Source organism: Isosphaeraceae bacterium EP7 (genome assembly GCA_038400315.1).
Taxonomy (GTDB): domain Bacteria; phylum Planctomycetota; class Planctomycetia; order Isosphaerales; family Isosphaeraceae; genus EP7.
In genome coordinates this window covers 4,485,263-4,503,919 of record CP151667.1, presented here as the reverse complement: position 1 = coordinate 4,503,919, position 18,657 = coordinate 4,485,263, and the positions used below count along the sequence as shown (strand labels likewise).

Annotated in this window: 15 protein-coding genes and 1 pseudogene; 9 read left to right on the top strand and 7 right to left on the bottom strand. The window is 67.4% G+C overall.

Annotated elements, in window-relative coordinates; translation table 11 throughout:
• The first annotated feature begins 12 nt into the window (after positions 1 to 12).
• Entirely contained in the window at positions 13 to 1,539 is a 1,527-nt protein-coding gene (locus EP7_RS17445) for a c-type cytochrome domain-containing protein (RefSeq protein ID WP_463522977.1), read from the top strand.
• Between the two features lie 287 nt (positions 1,540 to 1,826).
• Here the strand turns inward: EP7_RS17445 and EP7_RS17440 are convergent, their stop codons facing one another.
• Positions 1,827 to 2,231 carry a BON domain-containing protein gene (locus tag EP7_RS17440; protein WP_463522975.1) on the bottom strand — a complete coding sequence of 135 codons (405 nt, stop codon included), beginning with the start codon at positions 2,229 to 2,231 and terminating at the stop codon, positions 1,827 to 1,829.
• Positions 2,232 to 2,871: 640 nt separating this feature from the next.
• Between EP7_RS17440 and EP7_RS17435 the strand changes: the two are divergent.
• Positions 2,872 to 3,111 (top strand): annotated as a pseudogene (locus EP7_RS17435) (Gfo/Idh/MocA family protein); the annotation flags it as partial.
• Between the two features lie 144 nt (positions 3,112 to 3,255).
• On the opposite strand, the gene mutL reads toward EP7_RS17435, so the two are convergent.
• Positions 3,256 to 5,214: a DNA mismatch repair endonuclease MutL gene (gene mutL / locus EP7_RS17430; protein ID WP_463522973.1), complete on the bottom strand. Its 1,959-nt coding sequence runs from the start codon at positions 5,212 to 5,214 to the stop codon at positions 3,256 to 3,258.
• 123 nt (positions 5,215 to 5,337) lie between these two features.
• Here mutL and EP7_RS17425 point away from each other — a divergent pair, with 123 nt between their 5' ends.
• The 3 genes from EP7_RS17425 to EP7_RS17415 all read left to right on the top strand — a co-directional run bounded on the left by EP7_RS17425 (position 5,338) and on the right by EP7_RS17415 (position 8,433).
• Complete coding sequence (locus EP7_RS17425; RefSeq protein ID WP_463522971.1) at positions 5,338 to 6,435, top strand: carbohydrate kinase family protein; 1,098 nt, start codon at positions 5,338 to 5,340, stop codon at positions 6,433 to 6,435.
• Between the two features lie 113 nt (positions 6,436 to 6,548).
• The gene (locus EP7_RS17420; RefSeq protein ID WP_463522969.1) at positions 6,549 to 7,157 is read left to right on the top strand and encodes a hypothetical protein; all 609 of its coding nucleotides are present in this window, start codon (positions 6,549 to 6,551) and stop codon (positions 7,155 to 7,157) included.
• On the top strand, positions 7,150 to 8,433 hold the full coding sequence (locus EP7_RS17415) for a hypothetical protein (protein ID WP_463522967.1): 1,284 nt from the start codon (positions 7,150 to 7,152) through the stop codon (positions 8,431 to 8,433). Before EP7_RS17420 ends, EP7_RS17415 begins: the two co-directional genes overlap by 8 nt.
• A 2-nt stretch (positions 8,434 to 8,435) precedes the next feature.
• On the opposite strand, the gene EP7_RS17410 is transcribed toward EP7_RS17415, so the two are convergent.
• Positions 8,436 to 9,074, bottom strand: coding sequence for a histidine phosphatase family protein (locus EP7_RS17410; RefSeq protein WP_463522965.1), 639 nt, complete (start codon positions 9,072 to 9,074; stop codon positions 8,436 to 8,438).
• Positions 9,071 to 10,162, bottom strand: a complete 1,092-nt coding sequence (gene pdxA, locus EP7_RS17405) for a 4-hydroxythreonine-4-phosphate dehydrogenase PdxA (protein ID WP_463522963.1) — start codon at positions 10,160 to 10,162, stop codon at positions 9,071 to 9,073. The genes EP7_RS17410 and pdxA overlap by 4 nt, the downstream gene beginning before the upstream one ends.
• Positions 10,163 to 10,589: 427 nt before the next feature.
• On the opposite strand from pdxA, the gene EP7_RS17400 reads away from it, so the two are divergent.
• Complete coding sequence (locus EP7_RS17400) at positions 10,590 to 11,933, top strand: MFS transporter (protein ID WP_463522961.1); 1,344 nt, start codon at positions 10,590 to 10,592, stop codon at positions 11,931 to 11,933.
• 7 nt (positions 11,934 to 11,940) lie between these two features.
• Here the strand turns inward: EP7_RS17400 and EP7_RS17395 are convergent, their stop codons facing one another.
• Together EP7_RS17395 and EP7_RS17390 are read right to left on the bottom strand one after the other, a co-directional pair.
• Complete coding sequence (locus EP7_RS17395; RefSeq protein WP_463522959.1) at positions 11,941 to 12,471, bottom strand: hypothetical protein; 531 nt, start codon at positions 12,469 to 12,471, stop codon at positions 11,941 to 11,943.
• A 199-nt stretch (positions 12,472 to 12,670) separates the two neighbouring features.
• On the bottom strand, positions 12,671 to 13,906 hold the full coding sequence (locus tag EP7_RS17390) for a DUF1501 domain-containing protein (RefSeq protein ID WP_463522957.1): 1,236 nt from the start codon (positions 13,904 to 13,906) through the stop codon (positions 12,671 to 12,673).
• An 872-nt stretch (positions 13,907 to 14,778) separates the two neighbouring features.
• Here EP7_RS17390 and EP7_RS17385 point away from each other — a divergent pair.
• On the top strand, positions 14,779 to 16,344 hold the full coding sequence (locus EP7_RS17385) for a TolC family protein (protein WP_463522955.1): 1,566 nt from the start codon (positions 14,779 to 14,781) through the stop codon (positions 16,342 to 16,344).
• 88 nt (positions 16,345 to 16,432) lie between these two features.
• Here the strand turns inward: EP7_RS17385 and EP7_RS17380 are convergent, their stop codons facing one another.
• Positions 16,433 to 16,750, bottom strand: a complete 318-nt coding sequence (locus tag EP7_RS17380) for a Rieske (2Fe-2S) protein (RefSeq protein ID WP_463522953.1) — start codon at positions 16,748 to 16,750, stop codon at positions 16,433 to 16,435.
• A gap of 149 nt (positions 16,751 to 16,899) precedes the next feature.
• Here EP7_RS17380 and EP7_RS17375 point away from each other — a divergent pair, with 149 nt between their 5' ends.
• Positions 16,900 to 17,694 carry a hypothetical protein gene (locus EP7_RS17375; protein ID WP_463522951.1) on the top strand — a complete coding sequence of 265 codons (795 nt, stop codon included), beginning with the start codon at positions 16,900 to 16,902 and terminating at the stop codon, positions 17,692 to 17,694.
• A 17-nt stretch (positions 17,695 to 17,711) separates the two neighbouring features.
• Positions 17,712 to 18,317, top strand: a complete 606-nt coding sequence (locus EP7_RS17370) for an LOG family protein (RefSeq protein WP_463522949.1) — start codon at positions 17,712 to 17,714, stop codon at positions 18,315 to 18,317.
• The last annotated feature ends 340 nt before the right edge of the window (positions 18,318 to 18,657 follow it).

Sequence of the window (18,657 nt, the reverse complement as noted above, 5' to 3'; positions counted from 1 at the left end):
GGAGACCCGCCCATGCCCCGCCTCGGCCCATGCTCGCTCGCCCTGGCCCTTGCCTTGTGCCTGGCCCCGCGCCTGATGGCCTCCGCCGTGGAAGATCCGCCCGCCAAGCCGGCGGAGGACAAGCCCGCGGCCGCCGCAAAGGTTGAAGCCGAAGCCAAGCCCGCCGACGCTCCCGCCAAGCCGGACGAGGCCAAGCCCAAGCCGGAAGAGCCCGCCGCTAAGCCGGAAGAGGCCAAGCCGATCAGCTTCATCAAGGACGTGGCCCCGATCCTGGTGCAGAACTGCATCGCCTGCCACAACCCTCGGAAGTCCGAGGGCAAATACTCGATGACCAACTTCGCCGCGCTGGCGAAGGGCGGGGCCCAGGGAGAAGGGGTCACGCTGGAGCCTGGAGACGCGGACGCGAGCTATTTCGTCGAGCTGATCCGCCCCGACGGCGAGCCCCGCATGCCCTACAAGATGGACGCGTTGCCCGCCGAGCAGGTGGCCCTCATCGAGACCTGGGTGAAGCAGGGGGCAAAGTACGACGGCGCCAGCCCGACGGAGGACTGGACGGTCGTGTATCGCCGGAGCGTGCCGGTCGTCATCCCCGAAGACTACCCCGTCGCGGTCCCCATCACGGCGCTCGCCTTCAGCCCCGACGGCACCAGCCTCGCCTCGGCCGGTTATCACGAGGTCAACCTCTGGAAGCCCGCCGACGGCTCGCTCGCCGGACGCCTGCGGCCGATGGGCGAGCGTGTCTATGACATCGCCTACAGCGCCGACGGCAAGTGGCTGGCCATCGCCAGCGGCGACCCCGGACAGGCTGGCCTGGCGCAGCTCTGGGCGGCCGAGCCCAACGGCAACGCCAAGCTCGTCAGGACCCTGGTCGAGTCGACCGACAGCGTCTTCGCCGTCGCCTTCAGCCCGGATAACAAGCTCGTCGCCGCCGCGGGCGCCGATCGCGCGATCCGGATCTACGAGGTCGAGAGCGGCAAGGAGACGGCGACGATCGAGGACCACGCCGACTGGATCTACGACCTCGCGTTCAGCCCCGACGGCAAGCGGCTCGCCAGCGCCAGCCGCGACAAGACGAGCAAGGTCTTCGACGTCGTCAAGAAGGAGTCGCTCGTCACCTTCCCCGCGCATGCCGAGCCGGTTTACAGCGTCGCCTACGGGCCCGACGGCAAGACCATCGCCTCGGCGGGTGCCGATAACTCGATCCGCCTCTGGGCCCCCGACGACGACGGCAAGCAGACTCGTCAGATCGGCGGCTTCAACGGCGCCGTCTTCCGGATCCAGTACATGCCCGACGGCAAGTCGATCGTCGCCTGCTCATCAGATAAGGTCGTCGCCGTGGTGAACCCCGCCGACGGTGCCCGTCTGAAAGCCCTGGAAGGCCACACCGACTGGGTCTACTCGTTCGCCATCTCCGGCGACGGCAAGACCATCGCCTCGGGAAGCTGGGACGGCGAGGTCCGACTCTGGAATTACGAGGACGGCAAGCCGATCCGGACGATCGTGGCGGCACCGGGATTCAAGAAGCTCGCCGCCAAGTAACCTCCGGGGCCATGCATCCGCGAGGCGCGAGCAGAAAATATGGAGCACAATGTCACTCGCACTCGCCTATTACGCTCGATTTGAGGGGTGCCCCTGACGACTGCGTCCATCGACACTCTCAGCAAACGCGGACGAAGCCAGGTCGCCTCGCTGTGCGACCTGGCTTCCTCTTTTTGACCGACTGAGGGCAGGGCGAACGCCGATCAAGGATGACGAGGCGGTTCGTGATCCTGCCGAGAACGAGCGGACAGGCGACTCGAACCGGCCCGCATCCCCAGGACTCGCGTTCAGCGAATGCGGCGAGTCCGAGAGGTGGCGGCGACGCCTGTGGGAGCATTGTAGACTCGCGGCGTCGGCGGGACGGCCAGATGGTCTTCCACCCGGACCACCCCGCGAATTTCGCGAGTCGATTCCACCGCATGGTTTTTCGACTCGGCATCAGGCACCTGGCCTTTGAGGATGACCGTACCTTCCTCCTCGACCTGCACATCGATTCGTCCGGACTCGAGCGCCCGGTCTTGGCGAAGTCGGGAATTGACCTCGGAGGCGAGTGCCCCATTGCGGGTCGCACCCACCACCATGTCATAACGGTCCCGTACGGTCGTCGATGCGTCTTCGATCCCCTGGGCGACCTTCCGCACGGCGCCGTCGATCATTCCGTCTGCCGGCTGGGATTCGTCCGACTCGGCCACCTGCTCATTCGACTCATCAGCGGACGCCGCGGGCGGATTGATGGCCGCCATGGATGGGTGTCGTCCGACGCCGAACCAGGAGGAACCGACGACACCCACTGCGACCCCGATCAAGGCCCATCGGGTCCGGGCCAGCGGCCAGCCTCGGGGGGATGCGACCTGCATCGGAACATTGCCCATGGTTCAAAATCCTCGTCCGGTGTGAGAGAAAGTTCGCGCCCCGGCCCAGGGAAGCGAGGCGCGACATTATGCGTCGATCCTTCGGGTCGCCTAGACCAATCCAGGCCGGGAACGTCGGTCATGACGACGACGACAGGGACAGCATCCCCGAGGTCCACGGCCCCCTCGGGGAAGTCAGGCCGGTGCTGCGGAAAATCCCGACCACCTTCGAAGGAGTGAGCAGGTCGGGAAGCATTGTCTTGCGACGCGGTATCGGATCGACTCACATTCGGCGGTTGGATGGGCTCCGGCAAGATCGTCCCGGGGGTCGGGGCGATCACGTTGGCGCAGACCCACCCGGAGATTTTGAGATGACGAGCATCCCGAATCGAGCCTTCCTGGGTATGAGCGCCGGGCCCTGGCCACAGCTCCTCTCCTTCACGCCCAACAGGCAAGAGCGAACGACACGCTCGGCGTCGCTCTGATCGGAGCGGGGAGCCGAGGATCGGCCCTACTCGCGAACCTCCTGCAGATCCCCGGCGTAGCCGTCCGCGCCATTTTCGACCTTGACGCGGGCCACCTGGTACGCGGTCTCAAGGCCGTCGAGACCGCCGGCCAGAAGCGCCCGGTTGGATCGACCGACGTCACCTGGAAGGAAGTCCTGGCAACAGAAGGGATCGACGCACTCATCAGCGCCATCCCGTGCGACCTGCACGCGCACTGCGATCTCGATGCGATCGCCGACGGCAAGGACTTTTTCGGCGAGAAGCCGATGTGCCTGAAAAAGTGGACTGGCTCCGCAGCGAAGCGCAGTGGCCTGGCCCTCTTTTCCGAGGAGAGCCGCGACGTTCAAGCGATCTCCGATCTAGATCCGGCCGAACTGGCGTTCCAGCTCGGCCTTGGTGAAGGTCAGGGCGGTGGGCCTGCCGTGCGGGCAGTGGTGGGTGTTGGCGGCCAGGTGGCGGCGAGAGAGGAGCGCGGCGACCTCCTCGGGGTCGAGCTTCTGGCCGGCCTTCACCGCGGCCTTGCAGGCGAGCATGTTCAGGACCCCTTCGAGCAGCCCATCGGCGGTCGGCGGCAGGGGGCTGGACCGGAAGTGCTCGGCAAGCTCAGCCACGAGCCGCTCGGGCTCGACACCACCGAGCATCGCCGGGGCGCTCAGAACAAGTACTGTCCCGCCGCCGAACGGCTCGATCTCCAGGCCCAGCCTGGCGAGCAGCTCCTTGTGCAGTAATAGCTCGTCGGCGCCGACCTGGGTCAGCTCGACGGGCTCGGGCACGAGGAACCGCTGGGACTCGACGCCGCCCCGTTCCACGCGGGCCTTGAACTCCTCGTAGAGAATCCGCTCGTGGAGCGCATGCTGGTCGATGACGACCAGGCCCTCGTCGGTCTCGGCGACCAGATAGCTGTCGTGAATCTGGATGGCACGCGGAGACATCGACCGGGCCAGAAGCTGGGCTGACTCGTCCGCGACTCGCTCGGGTGAGTACGCTTCGGCGGGCTGGTTTCCGGTCGTTGTCGCATCTGTAGCGGGGTCCGGATTTGACGTAGCCTCCTCGCCCGAGAACTCATCGAACGCCCTGGCCGTGGTCGCGGGATTGGGCAGGTGGTGCGACCATTCGGGCACCGGGGGACCGCCGGCATATCCGGGCTGCGGGAAGGACTGGAACGCCTGCTGGGTGGGGGGAGCGAACCAGGAGGAGACCTCCTGCTTACGATCGCTCCACGAGTTCAGCCGTAGCGGTGGTGGCTCCGGCATGCTGAGGATCGCGTTGGACGACCAGGGCGAAGGCGCCGGGGGCGTGGGCGGAGGAGCGTGGAGCCTGGCGTGGAGATCGCTGCCCAGGAACGCCTCGCGGATCGTGGCGAGCAGCTGGCTGTAAATCCTCTGGCTGTCGCGGAATCGGACCTCGATCTTGGTGGGGTGGACGTTGACGTCGACCTCGTCCGGCGGAACTTCCAGGTTCAGGAATGCGATCGGCGATCGGCCGACCATGACCAGGCCACGGTAGGCCTCCGAAAGTGCGTGGCCCAGCGAGCGGTCGCGGACGAACCGGCCGCCGACGAAGAGGAACTGCCCCTTGGTGTTCGACCGGCTCTGCTCGGGGTTGGCCACATAGCCCCAGAGGTGCGTCTGCTCGACCCGGCTCTCGACCCAGATCAGGGTGTCGGCCATCTCGCGGCCGAAGAACGTGGCGATCCGGTCCTTGATGCCGGTGGACGCGGGCAGGTCGTAGAGCACCTTGCCGCCCGACCTGAAGGTCAGGTGGACTGCCGGATGCGCCAGGGCAATTCGGGTGAACATGTCGGTGACGTGGCCGGCCTCGGTCGAGTCGGCCTTGAGGAACGTCCGCCGCACCGGGGTGTTGAAGAAGAGCTGGCGGACCTCGAAGACGGTTCCCGGGGTGCCCGAGCACTCGCGGATTTCGCCGGCAACTCCCCCCTCGATCGAGAGTTCCAGCCCATGGGGCGCATCGGCCTCGCGGGTCTGGCAGCGGACCTTGGAGACCTCGGCGATGGCGGCCAGGGCCTCGCCACGAAAGCCCAGGGTGGCGATCTTGAAGAGGTCGTCGGGCTCTTTTAGCTTGCTCGTGGCGTGCGGCTGGAACGCGAGCAGCAGGTCGTCGGCGTCCATCCCCTTGCCGTCGTCGGCCACGCGGATGAGGTCCTTCCCGCCGCGCTCCACCGAGACGTCGACGCGCGAGGCGCCCGAGTCGATCGCGTTCTCGAGCAATTCCTTCAGCACGCTCGCCGGTCGCTCGATGACCTCGCCGGCGGCGATCTGGTTGATGACGGACGGCGAGAGTGCTCGAATGATACCCATGCGTTCGGATCCCATCCCGGGGCTGGCGTCCTCGTCCTTCCATTGTATCCTCTGCCGATCTCCCGGAAGCGAACCGGCCAGATGGCCCGCCCTACCGAGTCCGCACAGCCGGGACCACCCACCATGTCCGAAGTCCACGTCTACGGCCCCGCCTACCTCGATCGCGTCCTGCGCATCGACCGGCCGTTGCATACCGCAGGGCAACAACCCGTCGACCGGAGTGCCGACGGCAGCCTGGAACCCGGCCCCGGCCTGGCCCTGCTCGACGACGCCGGGACGCTCCTCCGCATCGATCTGCCCCAGGACTGGCCGGGCCCCTTCGGCGTCGTCCGGGTCCGGGGCATCACCCTGGATCGCCAAACGGCCGGGAATGGCCCGATCCCGTCGATCGGCTGGCATGACGACCTGGGCGGGATGGGTGCCGGATACGCCAGCGCGCTCTGCGGCACCTTGGTCTGCGCCCTGGGGCCTGAGACCGACTCGCTCAGCGGCGACGTCCTGCGGATGCTGAAAATCTCCGGGATCGACGCGCGACCAATCCAGATCTCGGGCAAAGAAGCCGACTGGACCCTGCTCATCTCCAGCGGGCCGCACGGCGACAAGCTGGCGGCGGGTTTTCGCGGCTGTCACGCGGCCTTAAAACCGGGCGATTTGTGGATCGACGACGACAGGCCGCCCCGACTCACGGTGGTCGCGGGTTTGCCCAACCCGCTCTCTTCGTTCGTGTTGCGAGACGCAAACGCGCCCACGATTCGCGTCTTCGCGCCCGCGATGAGGAACATGGTCGACCGGGCTTGCCCACTGGCCGACTTCGCGGGATCGATCGATATCCTCGCGTGCAACCGGCTGGAGTGGGAATCCCTGGCGGAATCGGGTTCGCTGCCGGGCCTGATCCCTGTTGTGATCGTCACCGACGGCCCGGAGGGAGCCCAGGCAATCGTCCGGGCGGAATCGGGCGAGGTCGAGTCGATCCGCTTGCCGGCGTTCCCCAGGACTCATCCGCCGAGGGACACCAACCGGGCTGGCGAGGCATTCGCGTCGTCGTTTGTTCGGAAGTTGCTCGCCGAGGGCTGGACTCCGGGGCCAGTCCCGCTCAATTTGCTCCGCGGCGCCATGCTCAGGGCCTCGGCCGCGGCGGCTTTGGTCCTGGATCGCGAACGATTCGGCTTCCCGGACACTTTCGAGGTCGAGCGTGCGGTCGCGCTCGGCAGGGTTGACTGACCGGGCGAGTGCGGCCTGGGGCCTGCAACTCGAGGGGGTTGCCGCTACAATCGGGCGGTGGCCTAACCGCAGGGCGTCCAGGCCCGGACGCCTCACCCGAGAGACCGCAGATCATGACGATCGTACGTTGGGCCTACCCCTCCGCCGTCGCCGCGACGCTGCTGCTGGGCACGACACTCTTGCCATCCCTTGCCGAGGATCCAGCCCTCGCTGCACCGCCGGTCGACTCGGTGCGAGACGCCTTGCGCAAGCCCTATCCCTGGGCGTTCGGCGAGCCGACCACGCTGAAGATGCTGGCCCTTCACCTGAAGACCCAACTCAAGGGGCGAGTCGTCCTCGATGCCTCGGCGCTCGACCGACTGTCGCTGGCCGAAGACGAGTCGGTGCAGATCGACTTGCCCGAGGGAGTCCGGCTCCAGACCGGCCTGAAGCTGCTGCTCGACCAGGTCGGCCTAACTTTCAAGGTGATTCCCGAGGACAACCTGCTCTTGATCACCGATGCCGAAGGGGCCGAGGAGCCGATGGACCGCGTGATCGGCGACATCAAGGCGCTGCACCGAGACCTGCACGACCTTCAGGACCGGATCGACGACATCGCCGCGGCCCTGGGGCTCGACGGCGAAGGGGTTCTCCTGCGTAAGCCGACGATCATCGAAGAGAAGCCCGAGGGTGAGGATCCGGCGCAGCCGGAAAAGAAGTCGAGGCCGCGACCCGGTGCCTGAATCCATGACCCACGCCCGAATCCCGCGGCGAACACGCTGCATCCTCCCCCTGGCCATGGTCCTGTGCTCGGCGGGGCACGCGGCGGCGCAAGATGCCGACGCCAAGGCTCCGACCGTGCCGCAGCGAGGCTGGACCGCGTACCTGGCCGACCCGCGTACGGCCGTGCTAGTCACGCTGGCCCTGGTCATCGGCCTGGGCGGTGGACGGCAGGTGCTGCAAGGGTTCAAGGCCCGAGGCGCGGTCGACCGCCTGGCCGGCGATCGGCCCGATCTGGCGTCGATCCTCGAGGCGTCCAGATACGGGCGGGCGGGACTGATCGACCTGTACCGACTGCTCGACGAGGGGAAGACCTCCGAGATTCGCAATGCGGCCGGCGAGGCGTTGTCGGCTCTCTGGAAGGCCGACATGCTCATCGCCGAGGAGGAGAAAGGCCTCGTGCGCCGCGGCTATCGCGTCGACTGGTCCCTTCGTCGTCGCTATCCGCGTGGCCTGGAAGTCGCCTTCCCCGTCTCCGTGAGCTTCGGCGTGCCGTTCCTGGCCGAAGGGGGCGACGGGCTGAAGCCATCGAACCTGGAATGGTCCTATCGGGTCATGGGGACCGAGCGGGCCGCGCTCGAATCTTACAGTGAATGGGCGCCCGGACCGATTTCCGCCCGGTTCGAGCTGAACCCGGGTGACTTTCAGGGCGAAGGGACGCACCGGCTGGTGCTCCATGCCCGAGCCAGGACCAAGGATCTGACCGAGCAATGGCAGCTCGACCTGCCGCAGGTGAACACGAGCTTCGAGTTCGACCGCAACCTGGCCGTCGATGCCCTGCTGACGATGCCCGACGACACCCGGGGCGAGGCGATGCAGAAGGCCCTGACGCTGGTGCCCTCGAAGGGCGAGACGACGGAACCCGACGGCTCCTCGGCCTTCCTGACCCTCAACCGCGAGTTCGTCCTGCGAGACCCGCCCCTGCTCAGGCTGACAACCCCGCTCCCTTCCGAGCTGGCCCATCGGGCCTACCTGGAATTCGAGGGGATCGACGAGACTTATGAGGCCGGGCAGGTCGTCTTCGCGGGGACCCCGGACGAGCCGAAGGGAGAGATCCTCCGGCCGATCGGTCCGATCGCGGGGACTGGGGTAACTGGAATCGATGCCCCGGGCCTGCGCCGGCTACGCGTCGTCTTGCGGCCCGACCCGCAGCTGGGATGGTCCGACCCGACGCTCAGGTCGATCTGGCCCGGGACGATCGTCACTGACTGGGTCGAGGTTCGGGTGATCCGCCGCTAGGCTCAGGGGCCCGGTTCGAGGCCTTCCAGGTGCAGGCAGGCGTTCATCGCGAAGAGCTCGACGCGCCCGGCCCGGTGGTAGTGCAGGACGTTGATACCGCAATTGGACTGGCGCAGGGCCCGGGCCAGGTCGATGGGCAGGCCGAGCAGCGACGCCAGGACCGCCCTGTTGACCACGTTGTGCGCGATCACGGCGATTCGCTCTCCGGCATGGCTGGCGGCCAGGGCGGCGAGGGCGGGGACCGATCGACGTTGGACGTCCTGGAAGGATTCGCCACCGGGATAGGGGACGGTGCCGGGATTGGCGTGAAACTGGTCGTGCTGCTCGGGGTCCTGGGCACTGGCCTCGGCCCAGGTCAGGCCCTCCCAGCGGCCGACATCGGCCTCGATGATGTCTTCCACCGGGATGGGAGCCAGGCCGTGCGGCACGGCCACAATCGACGCCGTTTCCAGTGCGCGGAGCATCGGACTGGCGTAGACCGCCCGAAGGGGATGGCTGGCCAGGGCCTCGGCGGCTCGGGCGGCCTGCTCGCGGCCGATGGGGTCGAGCGGCAGGTCGATCCCCTTGCCCTGGAGTCGGTTGGGAATCTCTCGGTTGACTGCGGTGGCACCGTGACGGATGAGGTAGACGACAGTGGTCATCGGTGGGTCGCTGCCTCGTGTCGGCCTTCGGAGAGGCGTGCGGCGACGCGCACCGCCTCGATCAGGCTGGAAATATCGGCCTGGCCGGTCCAGGCAATGTCGAAGGCGGTGCCATGGGCCACGCTGGTCCGGATGATCGGCAGCCCGAGCGTCACGTTGACCGCATGCTGGAAGCCGACCGTCTTCAAGGCGACGTGCCCTTGGTCGTGATACATGGCGACCACGGCATCGAACTCGCCGGCCAGGGCGCGGGCGAAGAGGGTATCGGCGGCGACGGGTCCTGTGACGTCCAGTCCCATGCGACGAGCACGCTCGATGGCGGGCCCGATGATCCGGGCCTCCTCGTCGCCGAACAGGCCGTTCTCGCCGGCATGAGGGTTCAGGCCGGCCACGGCCACGCGCGGGGCCCGGCCCTGGATGAGCGGGGCGAAGACCTTGTTCGCGAGGAGAATCTTCTCCTCCACCGCATCGATCGTCAGCAGCTCGAAGACCCGGCGTAAGGGGACGTGCAAGGTGGCGTGGACCACGCCGAGCCCGGCCTCGCCGCCCGCGGGCGGGCCGATGTAGAGCATCATCGCGTGATTGGGCACGTTGCAGCGTTCGGCCAGGATCTCGGTGTGGCCGGGGTGCTTCACGCCCGCGGCGTGCAGCGACTCCTTGTTCAGCGGCAGGGTCGTCAGCGCATCGAGCTTGCCGGCGAGGGCCAGGTCGGCCGCAGCGATGAGGAAGTCGCGAGCCGCGGCCCCGGCTCGGGCATCAACCTTGCCGGGCCGGACCAGTTCCAGGTCCTCGCGCGTGGCCTCGATGCAGGGGATGAGAGCGGCGGTCGGGGTTGCCTCTTCGGGGTCGCGAATCACCTGAACCCGGGCATCGCCGCCGACCGTCTTCAGGGCCCGGCGCAGCACCGAGGCACTGCCAATAACGATGGGCCGCGCGATCGTGCGCAAAGGGCCCTTGAACCAGGCCTTGGCGATGATCTCGGGGCCGACCCCGGCGACATCGCCCATCGTCAGGGCCACAAGCGGCCGGTCGTCGCGCATCGAGCCCGGGGCGTGATCTCTGGATTCAGGCCGGACCATCGTCTTCATCCTTGGCGAGTTCGGGGCGGACGCCGCCTGGTCCGCGATCATTGAAGGTCGCTCAATGCATGGGAATCTTGACCTGGGCGCCGGTCGACTTCGGGCGAACTCCGTCGGTCGAGGACTCCGCCCCCCGATCGGGGCCAACCGGCACGACCCTGGAGGCGCTCTCCATCGCGGGCGAACAACCGGCCAAGGAGGCGAGCAAGGTAAGTACCAAGATGAGCCGGCGATGGGCCACGATCGATCCTCCGGATGATGGCGCGGGGCACGACCCCCATGCTCCTTTGATCATAGTCGGAGACGCCGATCTCGTGCAGGGAAATCCCCGGTTCATGGTTGTGGTTGTTCAACCATTTCCTTTGCTTGGGCTCGACACGACGGCTAAGTTGGGGCCGGCCGCCAGCGATTGCCCCCCTTCATCTTGAGATGCCTGATGAACTTAGCCACAAATCTGCCCGACCTGGACGAGGGTCCTGCGCGAATCCGGCCGGCGGGGTTCGTCCGTTATCAGGTGCTGGGGATGTTCTCGATCCTGGCGGCGATCACTTACCTCGATCGCATATGCATGTCTCAGGCCGCGGGCCCGATCAGCGCCGAGCTCGGCCTCGATAAGCGGCAGATGGGCTGGGTCTTCAGCGCCTTCACGCTGGGCTACCTGATCTTCGAGGTGCCGACGGGCTGGCTGGGCGACCGGATCGGCCCGCGGCGTGTGCTCACCCGCGTCGTTCTCTGGTGGAGCGCCTTCACCGCGGTGACCGGCCTGGTCATGGGCCTGAAATCGCTGCTCCTCGTCCGCTTCTGCTTCGGCGGCGGCGAGGCCGGGGCATTCCCGAATATCGCCCGGGCGCTCACGCGTTGGTTCCCGACCGAGCAGCGGGGCCGCGCCCAGGGGACGATCTGGACGACCGCGCGGATCGGCGCGGCGGTCTCGCTCCCCCTGACCCAGTGGATGCTCTCCCTGGTCGGCTGGAAGATGACGTTCGTCATTTACGGGCTGGTCGGGCTCGTCTGGGCCGGCGTGTTCCGGGTCTGGTATCGCGACGAGCCCGCAGACCATCCGGACATTTCGGACGAGGAGCGCAACTGGATCGCGTCATGGCAGAAGGAGCAAGGGACGGCGGAAGCCGATCCCGCCGGAGGGGCGTCGTGGCGGGCGATTCTGACGAATCCATCGGTCCTGGGACTCTGCGGGGCGACCGCTTGCTCGGCCTTCGCCTGGTATTTCTTCGCGACCTGGATGCCCACTTACCTCAAGGAAGCGCGAGGGATGACGCCCAACAGCGTGGCGAATCTTTCCGCGCTCCCCTTCCTGGCGGGCGTGTTGGGGTGCGCCCTCGGCGGCTGGATGAGCGACTCGCTCGTGGCGATGATGGGGGGGACACGCTATGCCAGGCGTGCGGTCGGCTTCATCGGCGCGACGATGGCGGGGGTCTGCTTCCTGCTCAGCTTGCAGGTCAAGTCGCCCATCCCCACGGTCCTGCTGATGGCCCTGGCCGGGTTCTTCAATGACCTGCCCGCAAGCTCGCTCTGGGCGGCGATCATGGACCTGGGCGAGCGCGACGCCGGCCGGGTGGCCGGGGTCGTCAACACCGCCAGCGGGATCGGCGCGTTCCTCTCGCCGATCCTCTTCGGCGAATTGATCCAGCTCGGATGGGGATGGGGCATCCCGCTGACCATCACGGGGATCGTGTTCCTCGCGGGCGGCCTTTGCTGGCTGTTCGTCGACCCGTCGCGGGCGATCTCACGCCCGGGAGACGGGTTCGAAGGGATCGCCTGACGACTGGCTAGCTCATCTCCAGGGCGAAGTAGAGGGCCAGCTTGGGCGGAGCGGTGCGGCGGTCGAACATCAGGCCCAGGAACAAGCCCGGGGAGACTTCGCGGATCTCGTCCCGATAGGGGGCGTAGATCCGAGAGGTCTCGGCATAGTCGAGGATGATCGCCGGATTGCCGTCGCGCCAGCTAGGGCCGAAGCCGAGGGCGGCGGGGACGCTCCTGATGCCGAAGAAGCGGTTCACGGCCTTCCCCTGGTCGGGCGAGAAGACCTTCCCCTGCCAGAAAGCCCGACCGATGCGCGACGCCGGCGCCGCCAGCTTCGAGCCGCCGAAGAGGATCGCACGGCCGGTCGCCTTGCCGCTGGGAAGCTGGCCGACGCCCGAGGCGGCGTAAAGCCCCTCGATCTCGGCGGGCGAAAGCCGGACGAGTTGGTCGAGCGTCCAGCCGGTCGAGCCCATGCTGCGTGTTCCCATGGCCGTCGAGAATGCCAGGCCCGCCAGGCCCGCGCCCAGGAATGAACGCCTGGAGATCGAACCCCGCATCGCCGCCTCGCTTCAAAATCAAAGGGGTGCCACGTCCTTGCGGCGAGCGACTCATCCTCATCATCGGAGGAAGATCGGCCGCGGGCACCGCCGACTTGAACGGCGGCCGGAATCCATCCCGGCGGGAATGAGAACCGGCCCGCGCGACTCGTCCGAGTCGCGCGGGCCGGTTCTCAGGTTGAATAAGGAGTCGACTCGATCAGATCAAGGGGCGGGCGTCCGGGGCGATGGCCAGGCCGGTGCCGCCGGGCGTGTCGAGGACCAGGGCCGGGTCGATCCCGAGAACCCGGTAGATGGTCGCCGTCAGGTCGACCGGGGCGACGGGGCGTTCGTAAGGCTCGGCCGCGTGGGCATCGCTGGCCCCGATGACCTGGCCGCCGGGGAGGCCGCCGCCGGCGAGGAGTGCGGTCCAGACGGCCGGCCAGTGGTCGCGGCCGCCCCACTGGTTGAGCCTCGGGGTGCGCCCGAACTCGCCGGTCGCCACGATGAGCGTCGAGTCGAGCAGCCCACGCCCTTGCAGGTCGTCAACCAGGGCCGAGACGGCCAGGTCGAGCGTGGGGAGCAGCGTCCGGCGGTAATCCTCAAGGCTGCTGAAGGGCTTGCGCCCGTGGGCGTCCCAGGTGACCTTGTCGAAAACCGTGTCGAACATGTTCAGGGCCACGACTCGCGTGCCCGACTCGACCAGGCGACGGGCCAGCAAGCAGCCCTGGCCCAGTGTGGTCCGCCCGTAAGCGTCGCGCGTCGAGCTCCGCTCGTCGTCGAGGTTGAACGGATTGTCACCCCGACCGAGTGAGCCGGCCCTGAGGGCGATCGCGCGGGCGTCGTAACCGACCGTGCCGGGCGTGGCGTCCGTGGTGTACGGCCCGAGCTTGGGGTCGAGCATCCCGCCGGCCTGGCCGTGCGAGATCGAGACGCCGGTGTGGCCGATCGGCCCCGGGATCATGACGAAGCGGGGGGAGCGGCCGTCGGTCTCCAGCCGGTGCGACGCGACGGCGCCGAAGTGAGGGCGGTCGGCGTCAGCGCGGGAGAGGCCGCCGGTGTTCAGGAGCTGGTGGCCGGTCTCGTGGATCGGGGCCTCGGCGTGGGTCATCGACCGCACGAGGGTCAGGCGATCCATCCTGCGGGCGAGGCCGGGCAAGTATTCGGAAATCCGGACGCCGGGGACCGACGTGGCGATGGACCCGAACGGCCCTCGAATCTCGGATGGGGCGTCGGGCTTGGGGTCGAAGGTCTCGAGCTGGCTCGGGCCGCCCACCAGCGAGATGAAGATGACCGAGCCTGCGCGACGGGTCGCGGTGCCGCCCGACGCCCTGGCGCCGGCCGCCATCAGCTCGGCCGAGGCCAGGCCGAGCGTCCCCAGCCCTCCGGCCTTCAAGAAGCCGCGACGCGACCAGTCCGATGCCCCGAGCCTGGATCCTTCATCATGCGAATGCATGGCCCGTCCCCCGCAAACGAAAGAGAAAGAGAACCCGCGGCCGTCGGCGTTCGGCCCCATGCGGCGCCTGCACAGCCTCGTCCGGCCCGAGGGCTTTACCTTAGTCCACCCCGGCGGGGGACGCAACGGTACGCAGGGGCTCGAGCCACCTCCGGAACAGGAGGAGTTGCCGGTCGCCGTTCATAGGCTTGCCCGTCTGCCGATTGGGCTCGATTCGGCCGGGCTTGCTCGCCGGTGGGCGACGTTGCTCGTCGTCCGTGCTCGCCGGAGAGATGGGGACGGCTCACGGCCTATCATCGCCGCGAGACCGTCCATGCCGCACATCTGTCGGGATCCCACCATACACGGCGGCGGGACGCCCTGGAGCAATCCTTGCCGTACAGCGTGCGACACTGTTGAGGCCTGTCTTATCATCAACATCCGAGCCTTGCAAGCTCCACCGGACGCAATCCTGGCCGCGTTCGATCGATCCGGGCGGGCCAGATCGTCGCGGGCCGTGGAGTGCCGAGACGTCATCCGCCGGTGCCGCTTAGGCTTGTGAGAACGAAGCAGTTGCCAAGTTCCGCCCGCTTCGGATGACACTCATGACGGATAGAATTTTCGAAAATCGAAAGTTCGAAGGTGTCCGGCGACATGGCCAATGGGGTCTTGTCCGTCGGGTTATAGGGATGGGAGCGTTACGGGAGTCGTCGGCCTCTCAAACCGGTTCAGAGTCTCGCCGAGGGCCGTCCGATAGCTTGAGGATGTCGAGGGGCGGGTCGGCCGGAGAGCCGAGGTTGCGGGCCGTGGATCGGCCCAGGTCGCCCGTCGTGGAAGCCAGGGAGGGCGAATCCACCATGACACGCCGAGGTTGGCTTTGGGGAATTCTGTGCGTGGCCGCCCTCGCGACTTCTCGCGCCGAGGGCCAGGCTCCGACGATCGGCGGCGATGAGACGCGGCCCCCGGGCAGCGCGGGATCGAGGATGGGACCGGCCCCCGGCGCAGGGGCCTCGTCCTTCATGACGATCGGCGGCAACGACTCTTCGCTGGGCGGGGGCGACAGCCTGCTCGGCGGCGGTGCGGCCATCCTGGGGCCGAAGGTGCCCAGCTCGATCATGCAGACCGGGCCGCAGGTGACCGCGCCCCCCTCGCAGGGAATCTCCGCGCCGGCCGCCCTTCCGGTCGGCAATACGCCCCTCTTCGGCACCCTGGAAACACCGGGCGCCCCCGAGGACCTGGGACCGGCCGACGGCCTGACGCTCCAGATGGCCATCGAGAGGCTGGTCCGCGAGAATCTCGACCTACGCTCCAAGGCGTACGAGATCCCCCAGGCCGACGCCGACGTGCTCACCGCCAGCCTGCGGGCCAATCCCATCTTTTACGCCGACGCCCAGCTTATCCCGTATGGGCAATACACCCAGCAACGTCCGGGCGGCCAGACGCAATACGATATCAACATCTCGCACCCGCTCGATCTCTCACGCAAGCGTGCCGCCCGGATCAATGTCGCGATCCGCGCCCGCAAGGTGCTGGAGGCGCAGTATCAGGACGCCGTCCGGTTGCAGATCGCCAACCTGCACACCGCGTTCGTCGACGTGCTGGCCGCCCGCGAGACCGTCCGCTACGCCGAGACGAGCGTCAATGGTCTCTCGCGGATCCAGGAAATCACCCAGACCTTGCAGCAGAAGGGCGAGAACAAGACGCGGGCCGACGTTGACCGGGTCCTGATTCAGGTCCAGGCCGCCGAGATCGGCGTGCTCGACGCGAGGGAGCAGTACAGCCGGGCCAAGCGCACCCTGGCCACGCTCCTGAACTTCCCGCCCGAACAGACGGACAACTTCGAGATTCGCGGCACCATCCGCGACGAAGCCCCGCCGCCCCCGCCCGTCGATGAGTTGATCAGGGCCGCCCTCCAGTCGAGGCCCGACCTCAACTCATACCGCCTCGGCATCGAGCGGGCCAAGTCGGACGTCACCCTGGCCAGGCGTAATGCCTATCAGGACGCCTACCTGCTGGCACAGCCCTTCACCTACCAGGACAACGCGCCCCAGGGCCTGAAGAGCGCCACGTCCTATGCCCTGGGCATCACCTTGCCGATCCCGGTCTACAACCGGAACCAGGGGAACATCCAGCGGGCCCGCTTGAACATCACCCAGACCCAGATCGAGACGGTGAACCTGGAACGCCAGATCATCAACGAGGTCCGCGCCGCGGAGTCGGAGTACCGGGTCAGCCGGCAGGCCGTCGAGCGGGTCGAGTCCCAGTTGCTGCCGACCGCGCGTGACTTGCGCGACTCCCTGGAGCAGCTCTTCAAGGGGGGCGAGGAGAACCTGGTCGTCCTGCTCAATGGCCAGCGCGAGTACAACGACGCGGTCAAGGCGTTCCGCGACACCGCCGTCCGCCACCGCCGCAGCATGCTCGGCGTGAACAACGCCATCGGCCAGCGCATCCTGCCCTGAACCCGATCGCGGCGAGCCTCTCCTCTCCTCGGGCCCTCCCCGTCAGCCACGACGGAGCGGGCCCTTGCCCATTCCGGCGGGCCGAATCTCAGTCGATGGAGACCTGGATCTCGTCGCCGACGATCCGGACCGGGTAGGTGCCGATGCGCACCCTGGGGCTGTCCATCCACCGGCCGTCGGCCAGCTTGAACCGCCAGCCATGCCAGAGGCACGTGATCGTGCCGCCGAAGACGAACCCGTCGCAGAGCGGCACCCCCTTGTGGGGGCACTGGTCGTCGATGGCGTAATAAATCCCCTCGTCGAGAACGACGGCGATCGCGCGGCCGTCGACCTTCACGGGGATCGCCCGGCCCTCGGCGACCTCGCCCACCCGGGCCACCGTCACGTAATTGCTGGCTTCGGCCACGTCGACGACTCTCCCGTCCCACCTCGCGCCGGCTTGCCAACCGGTACCCCTCGTCCCATGATAGCGGCCCCGGCCGCTCTCCGCGATCGGATCCGCGGGGAGAGTCCAGTCGGCCGTTCCCATGGCCCTCCTCCAGTCGCAGGACACCCATGACCCAGACGCCGTCCCAGCCGGAATCGAAGCCCGAGATCAAGGCGTCCGAGCATGCGGAGGGGATCCAGATCGACGCGACCGGAGAAGACTCGGTCGACGCGGCCCTGGCCAGTCTGGAGATGGCCGGCGAGGAGGCCGCCGCGGGATGGAAGCCGGCGTCGCATCCGACGCTCTCCCCCGAGGTGCGCTACCTGCACGTCTCCAGGACCATCCATCAGCTGATCACCGACCGCAATCGCACGGTCGGCATCTTCCTGCTCGTCGCCTCGATCTCGTTCGGGGCCTCGACGGCCCTGCTGAACGTGAAGGCCGACGTGGTGCCGATCGTCCCCTTGAAGACGATCCAGTTCTGGTGCCTTCCTCTGACTCTCGGCACCCTGGCGGTGATCGGCGCCTTCATGGCCCTGATCCTGATCCGGACCAGGATCGGGCTGATCTATGAGGCGGCCAAGATGAACGCGCTGCTTGGCCTCCCCAACGTGCGGGTCAAGCGGGTCAATCCGCTCTCGATCTTCTTCCTGATGCACGCGCTGGTCGTCGTGCTGGGAGGGGCCTCGGCCGGGCTGACGGCCATGATGCTCTGGATGCTGAGGCGGCCCGCCGCAAGCTTCCAGCCAATCCCGCATGGGCCCTCGCTCCCGATCGCGCCCGGCAACCCCGGAGTGAGCGGGTCCGAGCTGGCGGTCGGGTGCCTCGTCGGCCTGGCCTATCTCGGATTGTTCATGGCCAGCTATTACGTGACGATCCTGAAGGCGACCACCGACACCAAGCTCGACGCCGCACGCGCCTGACGCGCGACACCCCGTAGATGGACCCCGCCATGCCAGACCGCCCGCATATCTGCGTCTTCTGCGGCTCCTCGCGCGGGGCAAACCCCGCATTCGTCGAGGCCGCGCGAGCGGTGGGCACCTCGCTGGCAACGCGCGGGATCGGCCTGGTCTACGGCGGCGGCCGCGTCGGACTGATGGGCGAGGTCGCCGATGCCACGCTCACTGCGGGCGGTCGCGTGGTGGGGGTCATCCCCGAGGCCCTCTCCCTGAAGGAGATCAGCCACGAAGGGCTCACTGAGCTGCACGTCGTGCGTGGCATGCACGAGCGCAAGGCGTTGATGGCCGCCAGGCCCTCGGCCTTCCTGACCCTTCCAGGCGGGATCGGCACCTACGAGGAGTTCTTCGAGATCCTGACCTGGGCGGCCCTGGGCCTGCATCGCCGGCCGATCGCCGTCCTGAACATCGCCGGCTACTTCGACCCGCTGCTGGCGCTGCTCGACGCCGCCGTCGACCAGCGATTCCTCAGGCCCGAGCACCGCCGCCAGATCCTCGTCCTGTCCGATCCGCACGATGCCGTCGACCAGCTCCTGACCCATGTGCCCGAAGACGCGGGGCCGATCTGGAAAGATCTTGAACAAAGCTGAACGAACCCACCCAAGAATCGAACTCGATCATCTTTCCCTCATTCGACTTACGCCACGCGATGAGCGACGTTCGAGGGATGCAAATCTGCAAGCTTCTTTGCGATCTTGAGATCGGTTGCAACGAAATATCAAGGCCCGACACAAAACTGGAAGCCAGGCGCCGAGACTCCCGAGATCCGGGTTGGATGCGTGGATTTCCGCCCCAAGGTACCCGTATTCAATTCGCTCTGTTTAATCAAGGGCGAAGATTTTTCTAGACGCACTCTTGTCAAGATTTCAAAAAAAGATACTCTCATGAGGCTTTGCTCGGTTCTAGATTGATCCAAAACCCTTGAAACAG